At 56.9% G+C, this 19,748-nt stretch carries 20 protein-coding genes; 5 read left to right on the top strand and 15 right to left on the bottom strand.

Annotation, left to right across the window (positions count from 1 at the left end; translation table 11 throughout):
• Positions 1-6 precede the first annotated feature (6 nt).
• Entirely contained in the window at positions 7-522 is a 516-nt protein-coding gene (locus ASD8599_RS03965; protein WP_108827335.1) for a P-loop nucleotide/nucleoside kinase family protein, read from the top strand.
• Here ASD8599_RS03965 and ASD8599_RS03960 read toward each other — a convergent pair.
• The 5 genes from ASD8599_RS03960 to fdhD are packed head-to-tail and all read right to left on the bottom strand — an operon-like array spanning position 492 to position 5,107.
• Entirely contained in the window at positions 492-2,603 is a 2,112-nt protein-coding gene (locus tag ASD8599_RS03960; RefSeq protein WP_245925919.1) for a molybdenum cofactor synthesis domain-containing protein, read from the bottom strand. The genes ASD8599_RS03965 and ASD8599_RS03960 overlap by 31 nt on opposite strands.
• Positions 2,600-3,091: a molybdopterin-guanine dinucleotide biosynthesis protein B gene (mobB, locus tag ASD8599_RS03955; protein ID WP_108827334.1), complete on the bottom strand. Its 492-nt coding sequence runs from the start codon at positions 3,089-3,091 to the stop codon at positions 2,600-2,602. The genes ASD8599_RS03960 and mobB overlap by 4 nt, the downstream gene beginning before the upstream one ends.
• On the bottom strand, positions 3,088-3,690 hold the full coding sequence (mobA, locus tag ASD8599_RS03950) for a molybdenum cofactor guanylyltransferase MobA (protein ID WP_108827333.1): 603 nt from the start codon (positions 3,688-3,690) through the stop codon (positions 3,088-3,090). Before mobA ends, mobB begins: the two co-directional genes overlap by 4 nt.
• On the bottom strand, positions 3,687-4,223 hold the full coding sequence (locus ASD8599_RS03945; RefSeq protein ID WP_108827332.1) for a hypothetical protein: 537 nt from the start codon (positions 4,221-4,223) through the stop codon (positions 3,687-3,689). Before ASD8599_RS03945 ends, mobA begins: the two co-directional genes overlap by 4 nt.
• Entirely contained in the window at positions 4,223-5,107 is an 885-nt protein-coding gene (gene fdhD / locus ASD8599_RS03940) for a formate dehydrogenase accessory sulfurtransferase FdhD (RefSeq protein WP_108827331.1), read from the bottom strand. The genes ASD8599_RS03945 and fdhD overlap by 1 nt, the downstream gene beginning before the upstream one ends.
• 47 nt (positions 5,108-5,154) lie before the next feature.
• On the opposite strand from fdhD, the gene ASD8599_RS03935 reads away from it, so the two are divergent.
• Positions 5,155-5,868 (top strand): AzlC family ABC transporter permease, encoded by a 714-nt coding sequence (locus tag ASD8599_RS03935; protein ID WP_108827330.1) that lies wholly within the window; start codon positions 5,155-5,157, stop codon positions 5,866-5,868.
• The gene (locus ASD8599_RS03930; protein WP_108827329.1) at positions 5,865-6,191 is read left to right on the top strand and encodes an AzlD domain-containing protein; all 327 of its coding nucleotides are present in this window, start codon (positions 5,865-5,867) and stop codon (positions 6,189-6,191) included. The genes ASD8599_RS03935 and ASD8599_RS03930 overlap by 4 nt, the downstream gene beginning before the upstream one ends.
• Positions 6,192-6,282: 91 nt before the next feature.
• Here ASD8599_RS03930 and ASD8599_RS03925 read toward each other — a convergent pair whose 3' ends face one another.
• The 5 genes from ASD8599_RS03925 to ASD8599_RS03905 all read right to left on the bottom strand — a co-directional run bounded on the left by ASD8599_RS03925 (position 6,283) and on the right by ASD8599_RS03905 (position 10,399).
• Positions 6,283-6,885 carry a hypothetical protein gene (locus ASD8599_RS03925; RefSeq protein WP_108827328.1) on the bottom strand — a complete coding sequence of 201 codons (603 nt, stop codon included), beginning with the start codon at positions 6,883-6,885 and terminating at the stop codon, positions 6,283-6,285.
• Between the two features lie 33 nt (positions 6,886-6,918).
• On the bottom strand, positions 6,919-7,053 hold the full coding sequence (locus tag ASD8599_RS03920; RefSeq protein ID WP_108827327.1) for an aa3-type cytochrome c oxidase subunit IV: 135 nt from the start codon (positions 7,051-7,053) through the stop codon (positions 6,919-6,921).
• Between the two features lie 108 nt (positions 7,054-7,161).
• Positions 7,162-7,620 carry a DUF6173 family protein gene (locus ASD8599_RS03915; RefSeq protein ID WP_108827326.1) on the bottom strand — a complete coding sequence of 153 codons (459 nt, stop codon included), beginning with the start codon at positions 7,618-7,620 and terminating at the stop codon, positions 7,162-7,164.
• Between the two features lie 17 nt (positions 7,621-7,637).
• Positions 7,638-8,684 carry an MBL fold metallo-hydrolase gene (locus ASD8599_RS03910; protein ID WP_108827325.1) on the bottom strand — a complete coding sequence of 349 codons (1,047 nt, stop codon included), beginning with the start codon at positions 8,682-8,684 and terminating at the stop codon, positions 7,638-7,640.
• Positions 8,684-10,399 carry an acyl-CoA dehydrogenase gene (locus tag ASD8599_RS03905; RefSeq protein WP_108827324.1) on the bottom strand — a complete coding sequence of 572 codons (1,716 nt, stop codon included), beginning with the start codon at positions 10,397-10,399 and terminating at the stop codon, positions 8,684-8,686. Before ASD8599_RS03905 ends, ASD8599_RS03910 begins: the two co-directional genes overlap by 1 nt.
• Positions 10,400-10,577: 178 nt before the next feature.
• Here ASD8599_RS03905 and ASD8599_RS03900 point away from each other — a divergent pair, with 178 nt between their 5' ends.
• The gene (locus ASD8599_RS03900; RefSeq protein ID WP_108827323.1) at positions 10,578-11,513 is read left to right on the top strand and encodes an L-threonylcarbamoyladenylate synthase; all 936 of its coding nucleotides are present in this window, start codon (positions 10,578-10,580) and stop codon (positions 11,511-11,513) included.
• An 86-nt stretch (positions 11,514-11,599) separates the two neighbouring features.
• Here the strand turns inward: ASD8599_RS03900 and ASD8599_RS03895 are convergent, their stop codons facing one another.
• A complete protein-coding gene (locus ASD8599_RS03895) occupies positions 11,600-12,202 on the bottom strand; it encodes a YqgE/AlgH family protein (RefSeq protein ID WP_108827322.1) in 603 nt (200 codons plus the stop codon).
• 146 nt (positions 12,203-12,348) lie between these two features.
• On the opposite strand from ASD8599_RS03895, the gene ASD8599_RS03890 reads away from it, so the two are divergent.
• A complete protein-coding gene (locus ASD8599_RS03890; protein ID WP_108827321.1) occupies positions 12,349-13,164 on the top strand; it encodes a protein-disulfide reductase DsbD domain-containing protein in 816 nt (271 codons plus the stop codon).
• Positions 13,165-13,175: 11 nt separating this feature from the next.
• Here ASD8599_RS03890 and ASD8599_RS03885 read toward each other — a convergent pair whose 3' ends face one another.
• From ASD8599_RS03885 to ASD8599_RS03870, 4 genes are all read right to left on the bottom strand, one after another.
• Positions 13,176-16,853 (bottom strand): efflux RND transporter permease subunit, encoded by a 3,678-nt coding sequence (locus tag ASD8599_RS03885; RefSeq protein WP_108827320.1) that lies wholly within the window; start codon positions 16,851-16,853, stop codon positions 13,176-13,178.
• A gap of 2 nt (positions 16,854-16,855) precedes the next feature.
• A complete protein-coding gene (locus tag ASD8599_RS03880) occupies positions 16,856-18,319 on the bottom strand; it encodes an efflux RND transporter periplasmic adaptor subunit (protein WP_108827319.1) in 1,464 nt (487 codons plus the stop codon).
• A 95-nt stretch (positions 18,320-18,414) separates the two neighbouring features.
• A complete protein-coding gene (gene moaB, locus ASD8599_RS03875; protein WP_108827318.1) occupies positions 18,415-18,957 on the bottom strand; it encodes a molybdenum cofactor biosynthesis protein B in 543 nt (180 codons plus the stop codon).
• Positions 18,954-19,727 (bottom strand): uracil-DNA glycosylase, encoded by a 774-nt coding sequence (locus tag ASD8599_RS03870; RefSeq protein WP_108827317.1) that lies wholly within the window; start codon positions 19,725-19,727, stop codon positions 18,954-18,956. Before ASD8599_RS03870 ends, moaB begins: the two co-directional genes overlap by 4 nt.
• Between the last annotated feature and the right edge of the window lie 21 nt (positions 19,728-19,748).

Raw genomic sequence — 19,748 nt, 5'->3', positions numbered from 1 at the left:
TGAGTTATGTCAAAGCTGATTTCATTCTCCGGCTTGCCCGGAACAGGCAAATCATCCTTGGCTGTCGCCTTGGCAAAACAAACCCGCGCCATCTATCTCGATGTTGCATCCATCAACGCATCCCTTACACAAAACCTGCAATCGCAAGAGGTGGATCAATACGCCGCCTACTGTGCAGCACAAGCCGTTACCGAAACAAATTTGAAATTGCGGCGCAGTGTGATCATTGACGCAATCAACCCAACGGCACGGTTCCATGACATGTGGGCGCTCAGTGCCAAGCGCAGCAACTCAAGCCTGTTTTGGGTGACGCTGACATGTTCAGACTTTGCCATGCACCGCGACAGGATCGCCGCACGCAACACCCCACCCATTTGGCCTGATGTGCAACGGCACCCGTTTGATCCACACCCGCAGCCCCAGTTGAACCTTGATACCGCAAAACTAACACAGGACGCTTGCCTGATGCGTATCATGAAGGCGCTAAAAGACTATGACAGGAAGCTGCTGAAGGGAATGTAGCGCACAGTGTCACCCGGTGTGATGGTCGCGGCCCCGTCGGGCAATTCCACCAACCCTTCAGCCCAGCTCAATCCGCTGATGCGCCCTGATCCCTCGGATTTGAATATCTCGACGCGTCCCTGCACCATACGGGCGCGCAGGTATTCGCGCCGTCCCGGTTTTTTGCTTTTGGAAAAGGCCGCAGGCACTTCGAAGCCTTGCGGTATGCGCCATCCTGCCCCCGCCAACAGTCCAAAGGCGGGCCCCGCAAAAACAAGCGCACACACAAGTGCCGCCACCGGATTGCCCGGCAGACCAAAAACAGGGGTACCTTCCCACAATCCCAAAGCCAGTGGCCGCCCCGGTTTTATGGCAATCCGCCACATCTGCATAGCGCCTGCGTCTGTCAGCAGCGCCGACACGTGGTCTTCATCCCCCGCTGACGCGCCGCCGCTGGTCAACACAACATCCGCTTGTGCAGCGGCCCGATCCAGACAGGCAGCCAAAGCATCGCGGTTGTCAGCGACCCGTCCCATATCAACAGGCACATGCCCCATTTGCGCGATCAGCCCAAGCAGCATGGGCCGGTTTGCATCATAGATTTGCCCCGGCTGCGCGGTTGAGCCCGCCTCGACCAGCTCATCCCCTGTTGAGACAACCGCCACACGCAAAGGCTGGCGTACCGCAACGCGGTCGACGCCCGTGGCTGCCATCAGCGCGACATCCGCAGCCGTTACATGGCGGCCCGCAGACAATATCACTTGCGCAGCCTCTATGTCCTCTCCGGCCTTCCGCGTGTTTGCGCCACGCTTTATGGGACCGTTGAACGCAATTTGGCCTGCAGCCACTGTGACGTCCTCTTGCAGCACGACCGTATCGACACCGTCAGGCAATGCAGCCCCCGTCAAAATCCGCATTGCATGGCCTTCGGGCACGGCGCCCATATGACGCACGCCAGCCGCGACGCGGCCTTCTGCCAGTGGCATCACATGTGGGCCTTCACCACGACCACCTGCGAAGCCGTACCCATCAACGGCCGTGTTTGGCAGCGGCGGGTTGGACCGCAAGGCAGCCACATCTTGCGCCAGAACCCGCCCCATGGCCGATGTGACCACGACGTCCTCGACCGCAGTCACGGGGGTCAATCGCGTCTCCAACAAAGCCAACGCATCATCGACAGGTGTCCATTGAATTCCGGCAGGCAACGCAAAACAATCATTGGTCAGTTTGGGTGGCTCAGGGACCGTATAAAGCCCCTTGCGCAACGTGTCTTCAAACCCAAGTCCGAGAATCCAACCTTCAAGCGGGTGACCTTCACCCAGCATCGTCTCCAACGCGGTCCCGTCCAGCGCAGCAAAGGCTTGCGCCATCACACGGACCTGCGCACGGTCCTTGATTTCATCAGGGCCTTGCAGCTTTGCCACATCGACACCCAACATAGATGGATAAATTTCCGCCAACACAATCGGCGTTGTCGCAGGTTGAAACGGGCTAACCGATACAGCCGCGCCAAAACGATCCCGTAGCCCCTGTAAACGCGCCAGCCCCAATATGGCCTGTGATCCCACGGACCCCGTTGTAAACAGCTTCCAACAGGGTTGCGCCCCTTTGATCTGTTGTTCAACAGCGCGGCGTTCCGTCATGCCATGTCCGTGACGCAAGGTGCCCTTTGCAGGCAGATCCGGCCCGTCCTGCCCAACAGGGCACCCCCAGAAGGGTCCCACACCGGGAAACAACCGGTTTAATTGCTTTGCCACGTCCCAGCGGTTGTTGGCATTGTCGTCACTGTCCGTCACGCGCTGCGCGAAATCTGCCCAAAGCGCCAGCGGACCGGCCCGCCCGGTCACGGTCTGCGCGAACCCGTCCGGATAACCAAATGGAAAATCGAAACCCGCCAATACACGCCGTCCAGCGGCCAGTTCTGCAGCCAGCAACGTCTCTAGATGCATCATGACATCTGTGCGCGTGCGGTGGTAGGTGCAGATTGCAGCCCCGCCATCTTTGACAACAGCCATCCAGATCGCGTCCGCGCTGGGGCGTTTGGGCGATGGCGCTTTGGACGCGGACCAATCGACCATGACGATGGTGTCAAACCCGGTCACAGTCCGACGTGCCCCAAAATGAAATCTGCCACAGAAGACGTATCGTTCAAATCAAACACAGGACGATCCAACGTCAGCTCAACGTCTGCCGCAACGGCCTTGATCGTGGGGTCATCCGGCGCAATCAAGGCGTTGCCCGTTTCGGCACGGTGCGCTTCGACTTTGGGATGCGCATCGCGTTTGTAGCCCTCGATCAGCACCAGATCGACGGGGGCAAGTTTGCCCAATAAAGTCGCAAGCGTTGGTTCTTCTTCATCTCGCAATTCATGCATCAGGGCAAAGCGGTTGCGCGAGGCCAGCAAGACTTCTGTCGCGCCGGCCACGCGGTGGCGGTGGCTGTCTTTGCCTTCGTGATCCACGTCGAATGTGTGGTGCGCATGCTTAATCGTGGACACCGAAAACCCGCGCCCCGTGATCTCGATAACAAGCCGTTCCATCAGGCCGGTTTTACCTGCGTTCTTCCAGCCCACAACGCCAAAGATTTTCATAACATCGCCTGTGCTTTGACCAGATCATCTGGGGTGTTTACGTTAAAAAATGCATCCTCGGACGGGAACATTGCAAGGCGTCCATGGTGGCCATCTGTCCATTGCACCACCTTGCGGGTCCCTGCGTGAAGGGCGGTGCGCAGGTCATCGCGCAATGCGACGGGCCATAGCCCAAACGTCGGGTGGCGCAGCTTGTTGCGATCCGGGTGCGGTGTCGCGGCAAGTGCAAGCGGATGCACCATGCTCTGTGCGGCAGCTTGCAAACACTCTACCAAGTCCGATGGGAAAAACGGCGTGTCAGCGGCGGCGGTAACAATAGTGTCTGCCCCTTGGGATGCGGCGTAATCCATACCCGCCAGCACACCGGCCAAAGGGCCTGCGAAGCCTGTCATACTGTCCGCGATGACGGGCAAATTATAGGCGCTGAACCGCGATGGATCGCCATTGGCATTCAGCGCGATGCTGTCCACCTGAGAGGCCAGACGCTCTATCACATGCTGCAAAAGCGTTTGATCGCCCAGTGGCAACACCCCCTTGTCACCTCCACCCATGCGCGTGGCCTGTCCCCCGGCAAGGATGATGCCAATCATGAGCGTCATTTACTGTCCGCCCACTGCCACTGTTGTTGAACAAAACTCCAAACATCGTCTGCTTGCTCAGCCATAGCTCGTTCGGGCAGAAGGGCGGCAGTGACTCCGAACCGCAAAACAATTAAGCCATTTCGACGATCAATACTGGAAACATGTGACCAAGGGGCAAAAACGGTAGCCCCACCCTGTGTTTCCTCAATACCATGCGCATCCAGCTTTACCCGCGCGCCCCTAAGCCGATAACTATACAGATTTGCGGCTTCAATAGTGCGATTATCGAGGCATTTTTTCAACGCAAAACTTCCAAATCCAATCGCTAACGCGACTCCATAATAAATCGCCACGGGAAGGCCTGTCCGTTGCCAGACTATCATTCCCACGACAAGAGCGAAGCATGCGATACCAACGCCATTTATGAAGCTTGAAAGCTGTGCCAACCAGCGCCATTTGCCAGTGTAGATGCTGGCATGGATGCTACGTCTCCCAATTTTATAGTCGTTCTCAGTCAAAGAAAATTCTAGGAAAAATTCGTCTTTGCTCATTAGGCCCCCTTGCGCCCCGATTTGCGCGGCTCGTCCTTGACCGCGCTTGGGTCCGCATCCCACACCAGCCGTTCCTGCCCGGACAGGCACATGAACCTTTGCCCCCGCATGCGTCCGATCAGTGTCAGCCCCACTTGTTGCGCGATTTCGACGCCCCATGCGGTGAACCCTGATCGGGACGCCAGCACAGGGATGCCCATCATCGCTGTTTTGATCACCATTTCGGACGTCATGCGCCCCGTGGTGTAAAGCACCTTGTCGGCGGCAGTGGTTCCGGTCTGCATCATCCAGCCTGCGATCTTGTCGACGGCATTGTGACGGCCCACGTCTTCCATATAGACCAAGGGCTGGTCTCCGTGACACAGGACCGTGCCGTGGATGGCGCCAGCCTCAAGATATAGACTTGGGGTGCGGTTGATCTTGGCAGCCAGCGCGTACAGATCCGAGGTTTTGACTTGGGTCGCGGGCAACACCAAACCCTCAAGCCCTTCCATCATATCGCCAAAAACAGTGCCGACAGCACACCCTGAAGTGCGTGTTTTTTTCTTCAGCTTTTCTTCGTGGTCGGTTTGTACATCCGTGCGCACCACGACAACTTCAAGCTCTTCATCGAAGTCTACGGCAGTGACCACATCAGTGTCCGACACCATGCCCTGATTGCGCAAAAAGCCCAGCGCCAGGTATTCGGGATAGTCCCCAATTGTCATCGCTGTGACAATTTCCTGAGCGTTGAGAAAAATAGTCAAAGGACGTTCTTCGACCACGGAAATCTGCGTGATGTTACCGAGATGATCGGTGCCTGAAACCGCCCGCGTCAAACCGGTACGGCCCGGATCCGGTGCAATCAAATAACCGTCAGTGTTGTCGCGTTTGGCCAATTGCATACCCCTGTGAAGCCAGCTAGTCCTTTACCATAACCTAAGGCGTCGCAATGGCCATCACCACCACCAAATCCGCCTATTGGAAGGGCTTTTTCGACGGCGCACCGTTTGTTGCAGTTGCAGCGCCGTTCGCCGCGCTGTTCGGTGTGCTTGGGACAGAAGCCGGGCTGAACCTGTTTGAGGTTATGATGTTTTCGGTTGCCGTCATTGCAGGGGCCGCGCAATTCACAGCATTGCAGCTTATGCAAGAAAACGCCCCGACGCTTATTGTGTTGATTTCGGCACTGGCGGTGAACCTGCGGGTAGCAATGTATTCGGCGGCGCTGACGCCCTATCTTGGCGATGCACCGATCTGGAAACGCGCCATTGCGTCCTATCTGCTGGTGGATCAAAGCTATGCGCTTTCACATGCAACATTTGATGATGCACCCGACATGACAACGCCCCAACGCTACGCCTATTATTTCGGGACATGCACGCTGGTGATGATTGCGTGGTTTTCATGCAGCTTTGCAGGGGCCGCTTTGGGCACAGCCTTGCCCGCCAATATACCGCTGGATTTTGCGCTGCCTATCACGTTCTTGTCCATGGCTGCGCCTATGATGCGCACGGTGCCGCACCTGATTGCAGCAGCCACTGCGATTGTGGTCAGTTTGGCCGCAGTGTCAGTGCCATATTCGCTGGGGCTGATTATTGCGGGGGCGGCTGGCATGGTGGCTGGCGCACAGGCGGAACTTTGGTTTGAAAAGCGCGGTACGACATGAGCGGGTCAGGCGCATTATGGTTTATCATTGTCGCGCTGGGCGTGGGCAGCTTCTTGCTGCGTTTCTCCTTTATCGGGCTGGTCGGAAACAGGCCCTTGCCGCCATGGTTGTTGCGGCACTTGCGGTATACAGCCGTTGCGATTTTACCCGCACTGGTCACGCCTGTGGTGGTGTTTTCCAATGAAAGCGGAACAGGCCCGGAACCCATACGTTTGACAGCGGCAGTTGCAACTTTGGTGGTTGGGGTCTGGAGCAAAAACACGATTTTGACGATTGCAACAGGTGCAATCATCTTATCGGGCGGTCTTTATTTGTTTGGCTAGCAAATTTGCGCCACGCAGCAACCGCGGCATAAGTCGGACGGGACGGTGGGCGGGGCGCCTTGAGCAACTGCTCAAAAGCGCCGCACAGCGGCTAAAGTTGGACTTTAGCCACACCGTCAACAATCGTACCTTCATCGTCTTCATAGTAACGATCGGTCACAACACCCGGACGCGTTTCAAACTGTTGCATCAATTTTTTAGGGAAATAAGTGACCTTGATGTCTTCAAAGCCGGGAATTTGCTGCAAAAGGCTGGTGGTGGAATTGGTGCACGCCGCTTGGGACACAGGGCCACGGGCCTTAATCAGTTGCAATGCCAATTCTGCCTGTTGCGGAGTCACTTCGACCTCTTGGGTCACAACATGATACGCCACCCGCGCATGCGCACTTTTGTAAGCGGCCAGAACAACGGGACGAATACCAAACAAGACATCATCTTGTTGCGGCACCGCGTCGTTGTAAAAGGATCCCGCAGGATCAAATATGACCCGCTGTGATCCGTTCACCATCAAAGCTGTGTGTGCACCACTGCCTGACGTATTGCTGATCATGGTGATCAACGTGATCGTCGCGGGACCGGGATGGCGGTAGGATTCTTCCAGAACACGCGTGTCACTTGCCTGTGGCCCCTTTGGGCCTTCAGCACACGCGCCAAGGGCTGCAACAACGGCCAAAGCCGCACAAATACGCATCATACCAAACGCCCCCCAGCGCCACCAAAAACAGGTTTAACGGGCGAAAAGCGCCATAAACACAAGGATTCCAACAATCGCCACACAGGACCATGTTGTGAATTTGATGAACCCGTCAAAGGTGCTTTGCTGCACTTTGGTGTCCATTTCGCCGTGTTTGTGATCTGCCATGATCTAAATCCTTCAATCTTGCCAAGTTGGCTCGGGACTTACACCAAGCCAAACGCCCTGTCACCACGTCAAAGCGGCGCAGGGCTTACTTTATGGCGTTAATCTGCGTTAAGCATCATCAAGGTCTTGCGCCAAACGAAATCCGATCCGCTTGGGCTCGGCCTGTTCTACCGCTTTGGGTAAAGCCCGCAGCATGACATTCAGCTGACTGACGTGTTGAACAAGCTGTGTCTTCGATCCGGTCGGATCCGATCCGTAGAACGTGACGATGTCAGGGTCGTAGTATCCCATGCCTTCAATGCGCAAAACACCAGCGTCACCGCCTGTAAAGCCCATGGCCATCTCGTGTTCGTTGTCCAGATCTTCTTCAAAGTTTTTGAGATAGATAATCAGTCGCTCATAAGCCCATTGCGCAGGGCTTTTTTTGCCCACCGGCGTCTTTTTGACACCATCCGGCACAGGCTTTTGCGCCGCGTTCTTGGCTTTTGGGTCAGCATGCACCTCGTGCACTTTGGGCAGCGCGTCGGCTTCTTCTGCTTCTGCTGCCGTTTTTACCTGTTCGCCCATCGATCATCCTTTGGCCGTTATTGTTTGGCTTGATAGACCCACGCGCCATCGTCCCGTAAGGAACGCGTCGCTTGGCCCATCTGGTAAAGGTGCGACAAATGCGCGGCGGCTTCAACCATCGCCAACCCATATTCGCCCTCACCTATCGATCTTTTGAACAAAGGCGCGAAGCACTCCGTCGCTGATTTCGGTGTGTCGATGTAGGCCTCAAGGCGCTTTAAGGCACCGTGGTGATTCTCTATCAATTGGCGCATGCGTGTCGGTAGCCCAGTAAATGGCAGCTTGTGCCCACCCAACACCAGATGATCTTCCCGTGCCAGTGTCGCAAGCCGCTCGCACGCTTCTAACCAATCGCCAATCGGATCAGCCATCGGTTCAGTGGCATAAATTCCGACATTCGGACTGATAGAGGACAAAATCTGATCCCCCGCAATCACCAGATTGTCATCGCGCGACCACAGCGTCGCATGTTCAGGCGCATGCCCGTTGCCCATATGCACATCCCACGTGCGCCCACCGATCGTGATCACATCGTCTTGTTTGATGCGGGTGTACCCCAAAGGCATCGGCGCCACGATATCCCCGAAATTAAAGGGACGTTCCTTGGCGCGTTTGTCGAAAAGCTCCGGGCTCATGCCGCAGCGTTTGTAAAATTCCAGAGATTCAGCATTTGGCACGTCCTGCACATCAAGCGTCAACATGCGCGCCATCAACCACGCGGTGCGGGTGGTGATCATTTCCGCGCCAAAGTCGCTTTGCAGCCATCCCGCCAAACCAATATGATCGGGGTGATGATGCGTGACCAGAACGCGCGTGATCGGCTTGCCTGCAAGCGGGCCGTCCATCATCTTTTCCCAGATCGCTTTGGTCTTCTTCGACGCAAAGCCGGTGTCTACGACCGTCCAGCCATCCCCGTCGTCCAACGCGTAAACATTGACGTGATCCAGCTTCATGGGCAGCGGAAGGCGAAACCACAACACCCCGTCAGCCACCTCAACAGGAACGCCATGATCCGGCGGTGTGTCCCATGGATATCTCAGCCCTGTGGGCGCCCCGTCAGCCATTATGCTTGCAACTCCTCGATGCTCATGTCGAACAACCCCTTTGCGCCTTCTGTGGCATGGGTCAGATGGCCTGCATATTCAGGCAGCAATCGTTTGATATAGAACCGCGCAAGGCGTTCACGTGCGCCCCCGGGCGTGTCGGCCAAGGCCGTCGTCAATTGAAGGTGCCCACCCAAAACGCGGCCCCATGCCATAAGATAGGGAAACGCACCCGCAAACCGTTCGTCAATGTCAGACTGCCCCACCATCCATTCAGTGGCCTCACGCAAGGATTCGGCAGCATCCCACACAGCGCCTGCCATGTTAGGAAAGCGTCCACGCGATGCTTCGGCCTGTTTTTCAATTTCCTCAAGCAAAGCAAAAGCAGCGTCGCCCCCGTCCATCAATTTGCGGCCCACAAGGTCCATGGCTTGGATGCCATTGGTGCCTTCATAAATCGCAGTCACACGCACGTCGCGCACAAATTGTGCAGCCCCTGTTTCTTCGATAAAGCCCATGCCACCATGCACCTGAATGCCCGTATTGGCGACGGATTGGCCGATCTCGGTGCCAAAAGCTTTGGCGATGGGCGTTAAAAACGCGGCGCGAGCAGCCCATGTGGCATCGTCCGTGGCCGCGGCCATATCAATCGCAATCGCGCAGCTTAAAGCTATGGCCCGTGCCGCGTAGCTGTCGGCCTTCATCGACATCAACATACGGCGCACATCGGCGTGATCCACGATCGTGCCGCCGCCCTGTCGCGCAACGCGGCCCTGCTTGCGGTCCACTGCATACGCCAACGCATGGGTGTAAGCTGCATGCGCAATGCCAACGCCCTGTGCACCGACACCCAATCGCGCATTGTTCATCATTGTAAACATGGCAGCCATGCCGCCACCTTCCGGCCCGACAAGCCAGCCTGTCGCACCCGAATACTGCATCACGCAAGTCGGAGACCCGTGAAGCCCCATCTTATGTTCCAGACTGACCACATTCAGGCTGTTGGCCACACCGGGGTTTCCGGCGTCATCAGGGATACGTTTTGGCACAAGAAACAGACTGATACCTTTGGTGCCGGCTGGCGCACCGGGCATCCGCGCCAGCACCAAATGGCACACATTCTGCACCACATCGCTATCGCCCCAACTGATGTAAATCTTTTGGCCCGTGATGGCGTAAGTTCCATCACCGTTGTCTTCGGCCTTTGTGGTCAAAGCCCCAACATCCGATCCAGCCTGTGGCTCTGTCAGGTTCATCGTGCCGTTCCATTCGCCTGAAATCAGCTTCGGCAAGAACCGCGCCTTCAGATCGTCGGACGCATGATGTTCCAACGCCTCGATCTGGCCCTGGCTCATCATCGGAACCAATTGCAGCGCAAGGCAAGCCCCGCTCATCATTTCGTTGACAGACGTGGTCAGCGCAATGGGCAATCCCATCCCGCCATTTTCTGGACGCGCATTCATGCCCACCCAACCACCTTCCGCGATGGCTGTGTACGCTTCTATGTACCCCTCGGCGGTCCGTATTACGCCATTCTCCAAATGCGTCGGGTCAAGGTCACCGGCACGGTTGACCGGCGCGATCACCTCTTCGCACATTTTGCCAGCCTCCAACAAAATGGCTTGGGTCAGGTCTGGCGTCGCGTCTTCAAACATCGCGGTGGCGCGAACTTGTTCAAGACCCACAACATGTTCCAACAAAAACGCATGATCATCGACGGGGGCACGGTATGACATTTCAACCTCATTCTTTGTGGACGAAGGTTTGCGACCGCTTGGCAAGCGCGGCACAACCCGTTACCGAAGATCACCTAAAGCGCAATTTTTGCCAAAGTGTTGCAGTGCAGGTTGCAGCACTCTGGTCTGGCGCACTCCAACACGCAACCCATACGCCGCGTCACATCAAGAGCTGCCAATGACCGACAGACTGACATCAGATACTTTTGGAATTGACCGCGCTGCAACCTTGTTGCGCGAGGGGGCATTGGTCGCACTGCCAACCGAAACTGTCTACGGTTTGGGGGCCGACGCCCGCAATTCAGATGCGGTTGCAAACATCTATGCGGCAAAGGGTCGGCCAAGTTTCAATCCTTTGATTGTGCACGTTTCCGACATCGAAATGGCGCGCCGTTTCGTGGTTTGGTCAGACACGGCGCAAACGCTTGCCGACGCGTTCTGGCCCGGCGCGCTTACGCTGGTTCTGCCCTTGAAACCCGATCATGGCATCTCAAGCCTTGTGACCGCCGGGCTTACAACACTGGCCGTGCGCATGCCGGATCACCCCGTCGCACTGGCTGTATTGTCGCGTGCAGGCATTCCAGTCGCTGCCCCTTCGGCCAACCTGTCCGGTCGGATCAGCCCGACCACCGCAAATCACGTGCTGAACGGCTTGGATGGAAAAATCGGAGCTGTTTTGGATAACGGCCCCTGTCCGGTGGGGGTGGAAAGCACCATTGTTGGGCTGATTGAAACCCCCACATTGCTGCGTCCGGGGGGCGTTGCGCAAGAAGACCTTGAGACTGTTTTGAAACACCCTTTGCAGGCGCCGGAGCCCGATACTATAACGGCGCCCGGGCAGTTGGCTTCCCACTACGCTCCGACCGCGCAAGTCAGGTTGAACGCGGCGCAGGCAGAAGATCACGAAGTGATGCTGGGGTTCGGTGAAATCGGGGGCGATTTGAACCTGTCAGAAACAGGCAATCTGATCGAAGCTGCGTCCAACTTGTTTGACCATCTCCACAAGCTTAACGAGACACAAAAGCCCATTGCGGTTGCACCCATTCCGAACACAGGGCTGGGACAGGCCATAAACGACCGTCTCAAACGCGCCGCCGCTCCCAAAAACGGCTGACCCCGATCACAAAGCAGGTTTTCTTTTCGCCAAAAATATCCCGGGGGAACGCGGGACGCGTGGGGGCAGCGCCCCCCGAACCCGCTTCAGGCACGGCCAGCCGTCGCGGACAATGACAAGGGATCAACACCCAAAGATGCCAACGCAGCCGTCCACTTTTCAGCATCAGGTAACTCAAACACAACCTCGCGCGACACATCACAGGTCAGCCAGCCATTTTGTGCGATCTCGGCCTCAAGCTGACCAGGACCCCACCCTGCATACCCTAAGGCAAGAACCGATTGTTCGGGGCCTTCGCCCTTTGCGATGTCTTCAAGGACATCCAAAGTTGCGGTCATCCCGTAGCCTGCGACCTTCAAAGTCTGAATGCTAGACGTGTAATCCAGCGAATGCAGAACAAATCCGCGTGCCATTTCGACCGGACCGCCAAAATGGACGGACAACGTCTTGGACCGCGGGGTAATTTCGATAGAAAGCTGCTGAAGTATTTCTGTGAAATCCACATCTTTCGACGGCTTGTTGACGATCAGGCCCATAGCCCCTTCATCAGAGTGGGCGCATAGAAAAATTACGGAATGCTCAAACCGTGGGTCTCCCATACCCGGCATTGCAATCAAAAGTTTTCCATTCAATTCCACGAGATACCAAGCCTTCCTGCCACCGCATCCCCACCTTGCGGCAACGGACATAGAGCTGGCAAGAGACATATGAGCGCAAGGCGGAACACGGCCAACCGGCTGGCATCTAAAACCTGCACTCGGGGCGTTAATGTCCATTACAAAAGCTAACCACAACGTGATTTGGCATTTCAGCGCTATATCGTCATTTAGAATGAATGAAATACGCCACACATACCGCTCTCGCAGCTTTGCTCTGTTCCGCTCAGGCCTTAAGCGCACAATCGGCAAATGTGTTCGAAGATCCCATCGCGGTTGAGGTTTTGCACGGCTGGGAACGTGCCGACGGCAACCGAATAGCTGCTTTGCGCCTGACGTTGAAACCGGGTTGGAAAACCTATTGGCGTGCGCCAGGTGATGCTGGCATTCCTCCGCAGTTTTCATGGTCAGGGTCGCGCAATCTGGACGATCTGCGCATCACATGGCCCCAGCCCTATGTGTTTCATGACAATGGCATGCGGTCTATCGGGTATAAAAACCAGGTGGTGATCCCGCTGCATATCGCGCCTAAACGCACAGGCAAACCCGTACAGATCAAAGGGCGTATGGATCTGGGCGTGTGTAGCGACATATGCATGCCACATACGTTGCGCTTCTCTGCAACATTAGAAGACACCGGCGGCACGCCCACCCCCGCCATTGCCGCATCCCTTGCGACAGCCCCTTATTCGGCCGCAGAAGCAGGGGTGAAACGTGCCACATGCATCATCACTCCAAGCCAAGATGGCATGCGCATAGAAACGCGGATCACCATGCCCTCCGCAGGCGGGCGCGAAGAAACTGTCATTGAACCCGGGGTGCCCGGCGTGTGGGTCAGTGAACCCAAAACCAAACGCGACGGCCGCGATATTGTGGCGGTGTCAGACATGGTGCACCCGAACGGTGGACCGTTTTCAGTCAACCGGGCGAACATTCGGATCACAGTCATCGGCAGCGGCCATGCCGTCGACATTCAAGGCTGCACCGCAGGCTAGCAGGCAAGGTGTCAGGTTTCGCGTTGTCGCAAAGACCGCTGCTGGAAGGCCATCAGCTGATAGATGGCCGCAAACATGAGATAAACAACCAACACCAGCTGCGCGACGCCAACCACAAACAAGACCATCGACAACGGCATTTGCGCCACGTCGGCCAAACCGGGAAACACTGCTAGAAATTGTGGGGGCAAAGCGCCGGTGACCATAACAAACCCGATGGTCAGCGCACCCCATACCGCAATGACACCCCACATCGCCCGCAGCGTCCAAGCCAATCCCGTCGCGCGTGATCCAACGCCGCGGCGCATGGCAGCGATCAACCGTCCCACATCGTTCTGAACGGCGATTAACGACGGCACAACAAGCAGCACCAGAACCATGCCAAATCCAAGACCATAGACCAGCGTGATGATTGTTGGCTTCAAGAACTGCGCTTGCTGGCTTTGTTCATACAACAGCGGGGCCATACCCAAAACCGTCGTCAGCGTTGTCAGCAACACAGGCCGCAAACGGTCCGCGGCCCCATCGATGATGGACGGGACCAAGCCACGGTCTTTGGCATATTCATCAATGGATGTGATCAGAACGATGGAATCGTTAATGATAATACCTGTCATTCCAAGAAGGCCCACAACCGTGAACATGCTCAGCGGCACATCCCACAGATGATGCCCGTAAATTGTGCCCACCAAGCCAAACGGAATTATGGCCATGACAACCATTGGCCGTGTCCAACTGCCAAACACCCAGGACAACACCAGATAAATGCCTGCGAGACACAAAATCAGCCCCGTCAAAGCGTCGCTTAAAAATGTGCTTTCCTGTTCACTCAAACCGGACATCCGCCACTCAACCTGCCGCTCCGAGGCGATTTTGGGCAGGATGTCCTCTTGCAAGGCGCGGGTGACTTCGGCCGCGCGGGCCGGGTCGTCTTCCGAAATATCGCCCGTCACCGAAATCAACCGCACGCCGTTCTCGCGGCGTACCGTGCTAAAACCTGTGCGTCGCTCTACGCTGACAATATCCGCCAATGGCACATAGGCGCCGGTGGGCGTGCGCATTTGCATACGTTCCATGAAATCGGCCGTCAGTTCACCACTTGGAAGCTCAACACGAATGGTCGCAGACCGTGGACCTTCGGGAAACGTCGCGGCCTCGATCCCGTTCAAACGACTGCGCAATGCGCGGCCCAGCATGTCGATCGTAAAACCCAACGATTGCCCCTGAGGCGTCAAATCAAGGATCAGTTCCTCTTTGTCATAGGCCAGATTGTCCTGCATGGCGCTGACTTCGGGATATTGCCCTAGTGCCTTTTGCATATCCTGAGAGGCCGCTTTCAAAACGTCCGTGTCGGCGCCAAAGAACTGCACACTTAGGCTGTCGCCACCCGGCCCGGACCGCCACGACCGGAAACTGACCGTTTCCACCAAGGGATGCCGCACCACCATGTCCTGAAGTTCCGCCACGAAGGCAAAACTGGAATAGGGCCGCAAGTCGGCGTCGATCAATTCGATCGAAATGCCGCCCAGCAAATCTGCGTCTTTGGTTTCGACACCAGACAATCCGCGCCCCGCATTGCCGCCGATTTCTGCCATGACGTAATCCAGAGGATTGCGCCCGTGCCGCTGCTCATAATCTGCACCCAAGCTTTCCGTGGCCCTTTGGAATTCACGCATCATCTCAAGCGTGTCATCGCGTGTGGCGCCTTCGGCCATTGCAAAATTGCCTGTCACCGAACCGCGTTCCGGCGCGTTGAAAAAACGCCATTTCACATCGCCACTGATGAACAACACAACCTGAGACGCCAGGACCACACAAACCCCCGCCAGCACAACGTAACGTGCGCGTACCACGCCCGCCATGAAGGGGCGGAACAGGTGCTTGCGGACCCATTCAAACCCGTGGTTGACCACCACAGACGGCGTATCGATGCCATGTGTGCCAATCGACGCCACAACGCTTGCCTTGCGGTGCCGTCCCATAATCAAAAACAAAACAGCAGCGCCCACGATCACGTAATACGCTTGCGCCGCGCCGGTTTGCAGCAACGCCAAAGCCCCACCGTCAAGCGCGTCTGCGCCCGTCAGATATGTGTAAAGCCCGTGACCAGCCACAAACAAAGCAGCTGTCAAAGCCACCAGAACCGCGATGGACACAACAAGCCCAATAAGCAACTTCGGGCGACTGAACTTTGGTCCCTGCCCGCTTTTGGCAAGCGCATGTGACATGTGGTTGGGCAAGATCAAAAAACATTCAATAAGGGATGCGATCAACACCGCGATCACCGTGAAAGGAATATCGCGTATCAGATCCCCGAAACGCCCGCCCACGGCCACAAGGCCGAAGAACGCGATCACCGTCGTCAAGGTTGCGGCGAACACCGGCATCGCCATCCGTTGGGCCGCGCGCTCGGACGCCTCTACGGGCGTTTCGCCGTAATGTCGCGCCCTGTGGTCGGCATGTTCGCCCACGACAATGGCATCATCGACGACAATACCAAGCGTGATAATCAGACCAAACAAGCTGATCATGTTGATGGTCAAACCGCCCAGCCACATAAAGGAAATCGCCGCCATCAAAGCCACCGGAATACCGGCCGCGACCCAAAACGCGGTCCGTGCGTTCAGGAACAAAAACAGCAATGCCACGACAAGCCCCAAACCGACCAACGCGTTATCCACAAGCAATTCCAACCGTGACGAAATCGCTTCGGCGCGGGTGCGGATTAATTCAACCGTGACATCGCGCGGCAAGGTGCGCTGCATCGCGTCGGCGACTTCTTGCACCTTGGCTTGCATCTTGATGGCGTCGCCAGTGTTAGAACGGTCCACACGGATCGATACCGCAGAGTTTTCATCCACAAAGTAAGTGCGATTGCGGTCGACCCCTTGGCGCAAAACAGTTGCCACATCACCGATCAACAGTTTGCTGCCATCGGGATTTGAACGCAGTACAATGCCCGCGATTTCCTCAGCAGTGCGTTTTTGCGTGCCCGTTCGCACCCGCGCATTGGCGCCGGTCACATCGCCTGCGGGGTCTGCGTTGACCTCGCCTGCTATGGCCTCGGCAATTTCAGTCATGGTGACGTCGCGCGCGATAAGTTGCGCGGTCGGCACTTCCACCATGACTTGCGGGGCCGCAATGCCCCGGATCGTGGTGCGGGTCACGCCCACTGCAAACAGTCGCGTGACAAATTCGTCAGCAAACAGGCCCAGTTGCTCGGGGGCAATTGGGCCTGTGATGACAACATCCGTCACCCTGTCGCGCCACGCACTGCGCACAACCTTGGGGTCTTCTGCGTCATCAGGCAATGTCGTGATCGCATCCACCGCAGCCTGCACATCATCAGCGGCGCGGGCCATGTCCCAACCGGGCGCGAATTCCAGCGAAATGACGCCAGTGCCTTCGCGCGATGTGCTGTCGGAACTTTCGACCCCTTCCACCATCAACAGACTGGGTTCAAGCACCTGAACAATACCTGCATCCACATCCTCGGCCCCTGCGCCGTCCCAGATCGTCGTGACGCGCACGTTGTCCAAAATGACATCGGGAAAGAACTGGGCGCGCATATTCGGGATGGAAGCCATCCCCGCCACCAGCATCACCAAAAGCAACAGATTGGCGATGGTGCGATGCCGCACAAAATAGGAAAGTAATCCGCCAGCCGCTTTGGGGATAGGTCGGGCCATGCTTAGCCCCCCATCCGGCTTTCAATGCGTTTGATCATCTGTTCTGGCACCAATGGCTCTGACAGCCGCGCCAAAACGCGTGCTTTTGCAGCCTCTGGCATACGTGTGCTGCCTTCGATGAAGGCCACCAGCTTTGCGCGGCGGTCATCGCTGAGTTCAACCATCGCGGGGGATGCGGGGGCAACTTCCCCGCTTTTTGCTTTGCGCAAGGGCGTCACAGCGATGCCCGCACCTAACAAGGGTGATCTTGCTTCGACCACTTCGCGCCCCGCAAGGCCGTCACCGCGCACCAGTACATCATCGCCCTGGCGACGCACCAATGTCACGGGCAATGCTTCAAGGCGGTCACCATCGCCAAGCACCAAAACAGTTCCAGATGCATCCAAAGCAGAGGCAGGCAAACGCACAACATTTTCCACAGCCGGTTCACGCACTTGCACAGTTGTGAAATCGCCCGGTTTGAAGCCCACCGCGTTTTCAAGCCGTGCGAAAACCAAACGGCCAGTTTGCCCTTCACCGGCTGTGACGCTGGCACGGCTGATCCGGCCGGTTGCCGTCAAATCCACACCGGAAACATCCAAAACCGCAACAACATCGGCGCGGATCAATGCACCCGACGCATCCAAAAGCCGCGAATACTGTGCCGTGGACACCCGAAACGATACCTCAAGCGCATCCGGATCGACCAGATCCGCCAACTTTTCGTTGTTGTTGACCAAACGCCCTTCTACCACGTTGGTGGCGCTTAAAGTGCCATCAAACGGGGCCGTCAGCGTGGTGTCCTCAAGCCGCCGCGTGGCTTCGGCCAATGCGATATTGGCCCGCGACAAAGTGGTTTCAGCCTGATCAATGCGCGCTTCGGCCTGTGTCATGACCTGTCTGCGCGCCAACACCGCCTGACGGGCTGACGAGGCTGCCAGTTCAGCGGTTTCCACAGCGGCAGCCGTTCCAACGCCGCGTGTCACCAGATCTTGCTGACGTTGAAACGCGCGTTGTCGTAATTCGGCCTGTTCTTGGGCGGCGGCCTGTTCATCGCGGGCCAAATTCAACGCTTTTGCAGCATCGCGGGCTTCGGCCTGTGCATCTGCAATGTCTGCACGGACACGGTCCAGCGCCGCTTTGGCATCGGCGGGGTCAATGCGGACAAGTTCCTGTCCCGCGACCACAGCGCCACCGTCTTCAAACGCCTCGGCCAGTGCAATCACGCGTCCACTGGCGGCCGCCCGCAATTCAAGGGTGCGTCTGCTTTGCACTTCGCCAAACGCTTCAAGAACAGGTGTTTCTGTGCCCAAACGCGCCTCAACCAGATTGACAGCAAAGACGCGCTCGCGGGCAGGCGGCACGCGCTTTTCGGCACCAATTCTGGCCTGAACGGCGCCATTCACCAGAAAAACGGCATAGGCCATCAGCGCCAGCGTCATTGACGCCAGAAGCATGCCTATCAAACTTCGCCCTAGAAACCGCATGTCGTATTCCTTGCGCACCAAAGCGGCGCGTGTGGTCTATAATGTAGTTTGCCTTGCTGAAATACCAAGGCACATACGTGAAACGCACGTATGTGTTATTTCCGTCGCTGGTGTTCGTCCAAGCGCGGTAAAATTTCAACAAAATTGCAGGGGCGGTGGCGGTAATCCAACTGCCGCACAAGAATTTCGTCCCATGCATCTTTGCAAGCGCCCGGGCTTCCGGGCAATGCAAACAGGTATGTTCCGGCCCGTACGCCGCCTGTCGCACGGCTTTGGACCGCGCTTGTGCCGATCTTTTGCATGCTCACGATTGTGAAAACCGTCCCGAAGGCATCGATCTCTTTTTCATAGACGTCACGGTGCGCCTCAACTGTGACATCGCGCCCCGTAAGACCCGTGCCGCCCGTCGAAATGACGACGTCAATCGTTGGGTTGTCACACCACATACGCAATTGTTCCGCGATCTGGTCACGTTCATCCGGCAACACCAGACGGTCTGCCACGATATGTCCTGCGCTTTCGATCCGGTCCACCAACGTGTCGCCAGACCTGTCCTGATCCAGACCACGCGTGTCTGAGACCGTCAAAACAGCGATACGCACGGCGATAAACTCCGCGCTTTCATCAATGTGGCTCATGCGTGCAGCCTCGCTTTCAAACTTAAAAGATCCGCCCAAGCCTCGCGCTTGGCGATGGGATTGCGCAACAGGTAAGCGGGGTGGAACATCGGCAGGGTTGGCTTGCCACAGGCCTCTACCCAATCGCCACGCAATCGGGTGATGCCTTTCTTACCAAGCAGTGCCTGACACGAGATGTTGCCCATAACAACCAGAACATCCGGATCTGCCAAAGCGATGTGCCGTTCGAGGAACGGTTTCATCATGGCGATTTCATCGGGTTTCGGGTCACGGTTTTGGGGCGGGCGCCAAGGCAATACATTTGTGATATAGACCGTTCCGGCGATGCGGCTAAGGTCAACCGCATCCAGCATCCGGTCCAAAAGCTGTCCGGCGCGGCCCACAAATGGCCTGCCTTCGCGGTCTTCGTCACGCCCTGGCGCTTCGCCAATTATCATGACGCGCGCGGACGGATCGCCATCCGAAAAAACCATGTTGCGAGCGCCCAGTTTAAGATCGCAATGCTCAAACCCTTGCATCGCAGCCTTTAATCCCGGCAAGTCGACAGCCTGCTGTGCCACCATCTGGGCCACAGCGGATACATCCACCGCTGCTGCAGGGGCAGGCACCCCCTTGGACGGGGTTTTCTGTTTTGCGGCAGGTTCCGGTTTGGCCAGACGGTCCGGTAAAGCATAACGGTCAACCGGGGCATCACAGATCGCTTCATCTGCGCCCAGCTCAATCTGCCACGCCAACAAAGCCGCCGCTGAATGAAAGTCTTGTGATTCCATTTCGCCACCCTACGCCCCACA

It is taken from the genome of Ascidiaceihabitans donghaensis (assembly GCF_900302465.1).
Classification (GTDB): Bacteria; Pseudomonadota; Alphaproteobacteria; order Rhodobacterales; family Rhodobacteraceae; genus Ascidiaceihabitans; species Ascidiaceihabitans donghaensis.
This window is presented reverse-complemented; position numbering and strand designations above follow the sequence as displayed.

Coding starts and splice junctions, on each gene's coding strand:
- ASD8599_RS03965 (WP_108827335.1), top strand. CDS start 7: ATGTCAAAGCTGATTTCATTCTCCGGCTTGCCCGGAACAGGCAAATCA.
- mobB (WP_108827334.1), bottom strand. CDS start 3,091: ATGAAAATCTTTGGCGTTGTGGGCTGGAAGAACGCAGGTAAAACCGGC.
- mobA (WP_108827333.1), bottom strand. CDS start 3,690: ATGACGCTCATGATTGGCATCATCCTTGCCGGGGGACAGGCCACGCGC.
- ASD8599_RS03945 (WP_108827332.1), bottom strand. CDS start 4,223: ATGAGCAAAGACGAATTTTTCCTAGAATTTTCTTTGACTGAGAACGAC.
- fdhD (WP_108827331.1), bottom strand. CDS start 5,107: ATGCAATTGGCCAAACGCGACAACACTGACGGTTATTTGATTGCACCG.
- ASD8599_RS03935 (WP_108827330.1), top strand. CDS start 5,155: ATGGCCATCACCACCACCAAATCCGCCTATTGGAAGGGCTTTTTCGAC.
- ASD8599_RS03930 (WP_108827329.1), top strand. CDS start 5,865: ATGAGCGGGTCAGGCGCATTATGGTTTATCATTGTCGCGCTGGGCGTG.
- ASD8599_RS03925 (WP_108827328.1), bottom strand. CDS start 6,885: ATGATGCGTATTTGTGCGGCTTTGGCCGTTGTTGCAGCCCTTGGCGCG.
- ASD8599_RS03920 (WP_108827327.1), bottom strand. CDS start 7,053: ATGGCAGATCACAAACACGGCGAAATGGACACCAAAGTGCAGCAAAGC.
- ASD8599_RS03915 (WP_108827326.1), bottom strand. CDS start 7,620: ATGGGCGAACAGGTAAAAACGGCAGCAGAAGCAGAAGAAGCCGACGCG.
- ASD8599_RS03910 (WP_108827325.1), bottom strand. CDS start 8,684: ATGGCTGACGGGGCGCCCACAGGGCTGAGATATCCATGGGACACACCG.
- ASD8599_RS03905 (WP_108827324.1), bottom strand. CDS start 10,399: ATGTCATACCGTGCCCCCGTCGATGATCATGCGTTTTTGTTGGAACAT.
- ASD8599_RS03900 (WP_108827323.1), top strand. CDS start 10,578: ATGACCGACAGACTGACATCAGATACTTTTGGAATTGACCGCGCTGCA.
- ASD8599_RS03895 (WP_108827322.1), bottom strand. CDS start 12,202: ATGTCCGTTGCCGCAAGGTGGGGATGCGGTGGCAGGAAGGCTTGGTAT.
- ASD8599_RS03890 (WP_108827321.1), top strand. CDS start 12,349: ATGAAATACGCCACACATACCGCTCTCGCAGCTTTGCTCTGTTCCGCT.
- ASD8599_RS03885 (WP_108827320.1), bottom strand. CDS start 16,853: ATGGCCCGACCTATCCCCAAAGCGGCTGGCGGATTACTTTCCTATTTT.
- ASD8599_RS03880 (WP_108827319.1), bottom strand. CDS start 18,319: ATGCGGTTTCTAGGGCGAAGTTTGATAGGCATGCTTCTGGCGTCAATG.
- moaB (WP_108827318.1), bottom strand. CDS start 18,957: ATGAGCCACATTGATGAAAGCGCGGAGTTTATCGCCGTGCGTATCGCT.
- ASD8599_RS03870 (WP_108827317.1), bottom strand. CDS start 19,727: ATGGAATCACAAGACTTTCATTCAGCGGCGGCTTTGTTGGCGTGGCAG.